The sequence below is a fragment of the Mycobacterium sp. NGS67 genome, from assembly GCF_059812185.1.
On record NZ_JCALCF010000064.1, the window covers coordinates 1 to 5,588 of the forward strand.

Sequence of the window (5,588 nt, forward strand, 5' to 3'; positions counted from 1 at the left end):
CGGCGCTGGCCTACAGCCAGCCGCGTCGCCGGAAGTTGAAGTAGAGGAACACGCAGACCATGACCATGACGCTGACCACCGACGGATAACCCCACCTGGAATCCAGCTCCGGCATGAAATGGAAGTTCATGCCGTAGATGCCGGCGACCATGGTGGGCACGGCGACGATACCGGCCCACGCCGAGATCTTGCGCATGTCCATGTTCTGCTGCATGCCCGCCCGGGCCAGCGCGGCCTGCACCAGCGAGTTCAGCATCTCGTCGTAGCTGGTGATCTGGTCGGCGGCCTCGGTCTGGTGGTCGGCGACGTCGCGCAGGTAGCGCCGCACCTCCTTGGAGATCAGATCCTTGTTGTCCGTCTGCATCCGCTGGAACGCACCCGACAGCGGGGCCACGCAACGGCGCATCTCCACCACCTCACGCTTGAGCAGGTAGATCGGTTCGACGTCGATCGAGCGTCCCGGCGCGAAAGCGACCACCTCGATGGCGTCGACGTCGTCTTCCATCAGGCTGGTCACGGCGAGGTAGTGGTCCACCACGGTGTCGGCGATCGCGTGCATCACCGCGTACGGGCCTAGCCGCAGGTGTTCGGGGTCAGCGTCCATCTTCTTGCGGACCTCGTGCAGCCCGCCGTGTTCGCCGTGGCGGACGGTGACCACGAAATCCTCCCCGACGAAAATCATGATCTCGCCGGTTTCGACGATTTCGCGGGCCAGCGCCACCGACTCGTGCGGCACATAGTTGATCGTCTTGAGGACCAGGAACAGCGTCTCGTCGTAGCGTTCCAGCTTCGGCCGCTGATGGGCGTGCACGGCATCCTCGACGGCCAGCGGGTGCAGCCCGTAGACGTCGGCCACTTCCTGCATGTGGGATTCGTCGGGTTCGTGCAGCCCCACCCACACGTAAGCCGAGTCGCCGGCCCGTCTCAACTCCCGCACCTTGGCCAAAGCGTCAGCAGGTGCCCACTTGCCCGGCAACCGATGTCCGTCGACATAGACGCCGCAGTCGACCAGCGTCGGGACGGTCGGACCGGGGACCGAATGAACGTGCTGCGGCTTGTTGCGCGCGACCGGTCTGAGTGCTTCGGGCAATGCGTCGAATCCGGGAAACACGTCAACCTCCGATCGCTGGGCAGGTCTGACCGGCGGTGGTCTATCGTACGCGTCTCACCGCGACAAAACGGACCGGCGGATTCGCGACGGCCCCGGTGCGATAGTTTCGACGCGAACCCGTCTAGAAGGAGCAGAACCGACGTGAGCGCAAGTCCTCTCAAGGTCGCCGTCACCGGTGCCGCCGGCCAGATCGGCTACAGCCTGTTGTTCCGTCTGGCCAGCGGCTCGCTGCTGGGCCCGGACCGGCCCATCGAACTGCGGTTGCTGGAGATCGAGCCGGCGCTCAAGGCGCTCGAAGGCGTCGTCATGGAACTCGACGACTGCGCGTTCCCGTTGCTGAGCAGCGTCGAAATCGGCGCCGACGCCAACAAGATCTTCGACGGCGTGAACCTGGCCCTGCTGGTCGGCGCCCGCCCGCGCTCCAAGGGCATGGAACGCGGTGACCTGCTGGAGGCCAACGGCGCCATCTTCACCGCTCAGGGCAAGGCGCTCAACGAAGTCGCCGCCGACGACATCCGCATCGGCGTGACCGGCAACCCGGCCAACACCAACGCGCTGATCGCGCTGAACAACGCCCCGGACATCCCGAAGGAGCGGTTCTCCGCGCTGACCCGGCTGGACCACAACCGGGCGATCTCCCAGCTGGCCAAGAAGACCGGCGCGGCCGTCACCGACATCAAGAAGGTGACCATCTGGGGCAACCACTCGGCCACCCAGTACCCCGACATCTTCCATGCCGAGATCGGCGGCAAGAACGCGGCCGAGGTCGTCGACGACCAGGACTGGATCGAGAACGACTTCATCCCGACCGTCGCCAAGCGCGGTGCGGCCATCATCGACGCGCGCGGCGCCTCCTCGGCCGCCTCGGCGGCTTCGGCGACCGTTGACGCCGCCCGCGACTGGCTGCTGGGCAGCCCGGAGGGCGACTGGGTGTCGATGGCGGTCTACTCCGACGGCTCGTACGACGTGCCCGAGGGCTTGATCTCGTCGTTCCCGGTCACCACCAAGAACGGCAACTGGGAGATCGTGCAGGGTCTCGAGATCGACGCATTCTCCCGGGGCAAGATCAACGCGACCACCGGTGAGTTGGCTGACGAGCGCAACGCGGTCAAAGACCTCGGCCTGATCTGACACGGATTAGGGTCGCCAGCGGCTGCGCAGTACCCTGGCAGCCGTGTCCGAAACCCTTGACATGGTGAAAAGCCTTCCCGAGCCAAGTCCCCAGGTCGTCGTCACGGACGAAGAGATCTTCGAGGCACACGAAGGCGGCAAGCTGTCGGTGGGTTTGACGGCCCCGCTGCACAACCAGCGTGCCCTGTCGCTCGCCTACACCCCGGGCGTCGCCCAGGTCAGTCGCGCGATCGCCGCGGATCGCACCTTGGCCGCCCGCTACACCTGGGCCAACCGGCTGGTCGCCGTCGTCAGCGACGGCAGCGCCGTGCTGGGCCTCGGTGACATCGGGCCGGCGGCGTCGTTGCCGGTGATGGAAGGCAAGTGCGCGCTGTTCAAGGAGTTCGGTGGGCTCGACGCGATCCCCATCGTGCTGGACACCAAGGATCCCGACGCCATCGTCGAGACCCTGGTGCGGTTGCGGCCGACGTTCGGTGCGGTCAACCTCGAGGACATCTCGGCGCCGCGCTGTTTCGAGATCGAGCGACGGGTGATCGAGGCCCTGGACTGTCCGGTGATGCACGACGACCAGCACGGCACCGCGGTCGTCGCGCTCGCGGCCCTGATGGGTGCCACCAAGCTGCTGGGACGGGACATGTCCTCGGTGCGGGTGGTGGTCTCCGGCGCCGGGGCGGCCGGTGTCGCGTGCACCAATCTCCTTCTCGCCATGGGAGTTTCGGACATCACGGTGCTCGACTCGCGCGGCATCCTGCACCACTCCCGCGACGACCTGAACAGCGTGAAAGCCGATCTGGCGCGCCGCACCAATCCCGGCGGCCGCACCGGCGGGCTGGTCGAGGCGCTCGACGGCGCGGACGTCTTCCTCGGGGTGTCCGGCGGCGTGGTCCCCGAGGCTCTGATCGCCACCATGGCGCCCAACGGAATCGTGTTCGCGCTGTCCAACCCCGACCCCGAGATCCATCCCGACGTCGCGGCCAAGTACGCCGCCATCGTCGCGACCGGCCGCAGCGACTTCCCGAACCAGATCAACAACGTGCTGGCCTTCCCCGGGATATTCCGCGGCGCCCTGGACGTCGGGGCGCGCCGGATCACCGAGAAGATGATGGTGGCCGCGGCCGAGGCGATCTACTCGGTGGCCAGCGAAGACCTCGCGGTCGACCGGATCGTGCCCAGCCCGCTGGACCGGCGCGTCGGCGAGGCGGTCGCCCGCGCGGTGGCTCTGGCCGCGGACTTCTCCGACTGACGGTGTGGGGCGGCAGGCCGGCCGCGTTGTTGCCGGTCTTGATCCTGGTCTTCATGTCGGTTGTCACCGGCTGCTCCAGCTCGTCGACGCACCCGGCAGAACTCGTCGTCGGATCCAAGCCCGATGCCGACTCGCGCCTGTTGGCTGCCGTCTACGTCGCGGCGTTGCGGTCCTACGGTTTCCCCACCCGCGCCGAAACCGCGGAGAACCCGATGGCGAAGCTGGATGCGGGTGCCTTCACCGTGGTTCCCGGCTACACCGGCACGGTATTGCAGTCGTTGCAGCCCGGTTCCTCGGCGCTGTCCGACAAGCAGGTCTACCAAGCGATGAACTCCGCCCTGCCCGAGGGTGTGGCCGCGGGCGACTACGCCACCGCCGCCGAAGACAAACCGACGGTGGTGATCACGCCGGCGACCTCGGGTGCCTGGGGCGGCAGCGACCTGACCCTGTTGCCCGGGCATTGCGCCGGCTTGACCGCGGGCATCGTCCGGGGCCGGCAGGCGCCGGCCGCGGTGGGTTCCTGCCGGATGCCGCCGCCACGCGAATTCCCCGACGACACAACGCTTTTCGCGGCGCTTCGGGCGGGCGAGGTGATCACGGCATGGGCCAGGACGGCCGACCCCGGCCTGCCGTCGGATCTGATCGCGCTGGCCGACAGCAGCAAGGAGTCCTTGATTCAGGCGCAGAACGTGGTGCCGTTGTACCGCCGCAACGGCCTGAGCACCCGACAGCTGTTGGCGATCAACGAACCCGCCGGGGTACTGGACACCGCTGCGCTGGCCGAGATGCGCCGCAAGGTGGCCGACGGCGCCGATCCCCAGGTGGTCGCCGACGGCTGGCTGGCCGAGCACCCGCTGGGGCGTTGAGTCCTGGTCGGGGAATGGGTTCAACACCGGCGGCATGATCTGATTGCCGGTCACGCCGGTGAACCGAACCTAGATCTGTGCGGGGATATTCAGCGACTGGTGGACGTCAATGTGGCACGCCCCCAACTCATTTCAACGTTTCGAGCGCCGTCTCAGTGTTTGGGCGGGATGACCTTACTGATGAACAGCTCGGTGATCCGCTGATACCCCGAACCGGTCACCCGCACCATCAGGTCCAAGACCTTGGCGTCGGGGCCGACCAGCACGCGCGCGCGGTTCTTGCGCACCGCGTCGAGGATGATCTTGGCGGCTCGCTTCGGGCTGGTGTTGGCCAGCCGCTTGTCGAACAGTTCGGCCAGGTCGTCGCGATCGTGGCCTTCGCCCACCGTGGCGTTACGGGCGATCGCGGTCTTGATCCCGCCCGGGTGCACCGCGAGAACCCCCACCGGGTGGCCGTGCAGACGCATCTCCTGCCGTAACGCCTCGGTGTAGCCGCGCACGGCGAACTTGGCCGAGTTGTACGCGGAATACCCTGGGACAGAGAACAATCCGAAGATGCTCGAGATGTTGATGACGTGGCCGTCGCCGGACGCGATCAGGTGGGGAAGGAACGCCTTGGTGCCGTTGACCACCCCCCAGAAGTCGACGTCCATCACGCGTTCGATGTCCTTGAAGTGCTCGACCTCGACGTCACCGGTGTGGCCGATGCCGGCATTGTTGTAAATCTGATTCACCTTGCCGAAGTGCTCGGCGACCTCGTCGGCGTACTCCAGGAACCGCTCCCGTTCCGTGACGTCGAGCCGGTCGGCCTTGACCTGCACCCCGATCGCTTTGAGCTGTTCCTCGGTCTGGGTCAGGCCCTCGGCGTCGACGTCGCAGATCGCCAGGCTGGCCCCGGACCGGCCCAGCTCCAGGGCCAGCGCCTGTCCGATGCCCGATCCCGCGCCGGTCACTACGGCTACCTTGCCGGCAAACCCCTGCATGAACACCCTCCCTCGATACGGCTCGATAGAGGTTAGCCGGTACCGGCGGTCCCGCCTGGCAGCGGCCTGGCTATTGGGTCAAAGCCAGCGCGCCGACGGTGTTGGCGGGCGGCGGTCGCTCGCGGTTTGGGAGCTACACCCGTCACCGCCGAACAGACGCAAAGGTCCCCAAAACCGGCCGGTTTTGGGGACCTTTGCGTCTCACTCGAAAATAGAGGTGACCACGGCTGGTGAGTGGCTAGGTGGTGATGGTT

Annotated in this window: 5 protein-coding genes; 3 read left to right on the plus strand and 2 right to left on the minus strand. The window is 67.0% G+C overall.

Annotated elements, in window-relative coordinates; all coding sequences use genetic code 11:
- Nucleotides 1-10: 10 nt before the first annotated feature.
- Nucleotides 11-1,111 carry a magnesium/cobalt transporter CorA gene (corA, locus tag AC5Y4D_RS27105; protein WP_500038741.1) on the minus strand — a complete coding sequence of 367 codons (1,101 nt, stop codon included), beginning with the start codon at nucleotides 1,109-1,111 and terminating at the stop codon, nucleotides 11-13.
- Between the two features lie 141 nt (nucleotides 1,112-1,252).
- Here corA and AC5Y4D_RS27110 point away from each other — a divergent pair, with 141 nt between their 5' ends.
- From AC5Y4D_RS27110 to AC5Y4D_RS27120, 3 genes are all read left to right on the plus strand, one after another.
- Nucleotides 1,253-2,242: a malate dehydrogenase gene (locus tag AC5Y4D_RS27110; protein WP_499941187.1), complete on the plus strand. Its 990-nt coding sequence runs from the start codon at nucleotides 1,253-1,255 to the stop codon at nucleotides 2,240-2,242.
- Nucleotides 2,243-2,303: 61 nt separating this feature from the next.
- A complete protein-coding gene (locus AC5Y4D_RS27115) occupies nucleotides 2,304-3,485 on the plus strand; it encodes an NAD(P)-dependent malic enzyme (RefSeq protein ID WP_500038744.1) in 1,182 nt (393 codons plus the stop codon).
- Between the two features lie 53 nt (nucleotides 3,486-3,538).
- Nucleotides 3,539-4,351, plus strand: a complete 813-nt coding sequence (locus tag AC5Y4D_RS27120) for a glycine betaine ABC transporter substrate-binding protein (RefSeq protein WP_500038742.1) — start codon at nucleotides 3,539-3,541, stop codon at nucleotides 4,349-4,351.
- A 152-nt stretch (nucleotides 4,352-4,503) separates the two neighbouring features.
- Here the strand turns inward: AC5Y4D_RS27120 and AC5Y4D_RS27125 are convergent, their stop codons facing one another.
- Nucleotides 4,504-5,334, minus strand: coding sequence for an SDR family NAD(P)-dependent oxidoreductase (locus tag AC5Y4D_RS27125; RefSeq protein ID WP_500038743.1), 831 nt, complete (start codon nucleotides 5,332-5,334; stop codon nucleotides 4,504-4,506).
- Nucleotides 5,335-5,588: the final 254 nt, after the last annotated feature.

Bases quoted from the DNA above. Each gene is read 5' to 3' on its own strand.
- AC5Y4D_RS27125 (WP_500038743.1), bottom strand. From the start codon at position 5,334: ATGCAGGGGTTTGCCGGCAAGGTAGCCGTAGTGACCGGCGCGGGATCG.
- AC5Y4D_RS27115 (WP_500038744.1), top strand. From the start codon at position 2,304: ATGGTGAAAAGCCTTCCCGAGCCAAGTCCCCAGGTCGTCGTCACGGAC.
- AC5Y4D_RS27120 (WP_500038742.1), top strand. From the start codon at position 3,539: ATGTCGGTTGTCACCGGCTGCTCCAGCTCGTCGACGCACCCGGCAGAA.